Source organism: Aporhodopirellula sallentina SM41 (assembly GCF_000346505.1).
GTDB classification, from domain to species: Bacteria; Planctomycetota; Planctomycetia; order Pirellulales; family Pirellulaceae; genus Rhodopirellula; species Rhodopirellula sallentina.
The window spans coordinates 1-1,672 of the sequence record NZ_ANOH01000321.1; the positions used below are offsets into that span (position 1 = coordinate 1).

General features: G+C 53.2%; 2 protein-coding genes. Both read right to left on the reverse strand.

Annotated features, from left to right (window positions below):
• Positions 1–87: 87 nt before the first annotated feature.
• Positions 88–645, reverse strand: coding sequence for a hypothetical protein (locus RSSM_RS21315; RefSeq protein WP_008683779.1), 558 nt, complete (start codon positions 643–645; stop codon positions 88–90).
• A gap of 106 nt (positions 646–751) precedes the next feature.
• Positions 752–1,660, reverse strand: a complete 909-nt coding sequence (locus RSSM_RS21320) for a HEAT repeat domain-containing protein (RefSeq protein ID WP_008683781.1) — start codon at positions 1,658–1,660, stop codon at positions 752–754.
• Positions 1,661–1,672 lie beyond the last annotated feature (12 nt).

The following is a 1,672-nucleotide window of genomic DNA, read 5'->3' on the forward strand; positions in this document are numbered from 1 at the left end:
AACGGCAGCGATCAGCGGGCCGGGACAATTGACTTTCCATTCGTGAAACCATGCAAGCCCGGCTCCGTTGCATCGCATGGTTCGCACCTAATTCGCTGCGGCGGCCCACAAGGATCGCGATGTTTTGAGTATCTCGTATTCGGTCACGTTTGGTCCACCAGCACATTGTAGCGGTGTCCCATCTGCGATCCAAATCAATACGCCCGATCCCTGTGGAACGTCGCTGTCGAAATGATCCGGGAATGCCTTCGCCAAGTAGGCCCGCACCTTCGCGTCGTCCTCATTCAGCAACCCGATCCGTGGTCCGTAGTCAGACAATTTCGGCAGAGCCTTGTGAATAAGTGTTTCAGTTCGACGCGGATATACAGACCAGGTCACCCAGGGGAGAGCGATTCCCACATCGAATGAAGCCAAGTGTTCGATCGAAGTGAAGATCGAGTGGCGATCACGCAAATCGAGCGCGTCCAGCGAATCACCGCCACAATTGGGGCAACGCAGAAACGCGATCTGATTGCCTTGGTCTTCACTGGCGACACAAAGTTCGCACGACTCCGTGTCGCAAGTTTGGCAGCGGAACGCGCGCCATCGCTCGCTGCGAAGGAGTTCGCCGTAGCGTGCGCTGCAATTCTGGCAAATAGGTGTCATGCTTCAGTGTGCGAACGTCCGGCATCACCGGGCGGGGAGAGTAAACTTGTCCATTTCAAATTCGGCCGCAAGCCCCGCTCCGTGTGAATGCCATGGTTACCCCAGTCTACCAAGAATCACGGAGCAACGCCGATCTCGATAGCTCCAACGCAACATGATCCTTTGATTCTGCTGCAAAGACAGAAATCACTTGGCGGGTCTGATCTGAGTAAGGCAACGTGGACAGGATGGACAGTGCGCGATGGTGAGCGAAACAAAGTGCATTCTGGTCTCTGAGGATGTCCGCAAGCACGTCGTCATGGCACTCCTTCCCAATTTTAAAGAGAGCTTCAACGGCAGCTGACTTCAGTTGGTAGACCTTCCAGGTCCATGCTTTTCGTGATGCGTCGTCTGTGAGCTCCGGAGGATCGTCGTAATCAGCACGCAATAACGACCGAAGATGTGGAGTCGAGTCGACGGCCGACTGGCCAAATTTGGAAAGTGATTCGGCAGCAGCCAAACGCACATTGAGTGACGGATCATCCAACGATTTCGTGACCTCTTCGATCACCTCTTTCATTGCCGGTGCCACATGGCCAAGTGCAAAAACAATTTCTATGCGTGTGCACTCTTCGTCGTAGTCAGAGTTGTCTTTTGAGTTTCGACATTCCCGAAGATCTCCCAGCAGAATTGGTACCGCAATGCTTACGGAACTATTGAGTCGAGCAAGATATAGCGACGAGAGGTGGCGTACCGAATCATGCGTGTCCGCTGTGAATGGTATTAAGGCATCGGGCGGTGCTCTGTGCTCCTCAAGAAGTTGCCCTATCGCATGGACGGCGTGATGTCGAATTTCCCAGTCAGAATCATGTACCAATTCTGCAAGCAAGGGAATTGCGTCCACGCCAACGTCCTTTGCGATCTCGAAATAGTTGATTCGCTGGTGAGGTTCGGCTTTCCGCATGCGACTAATCAGTGCCGGTACGTCTTGCACGGAAACGTCGGCAAACTCAGAGTAGATTGAATTGTCTAACATGCCAAACAATCA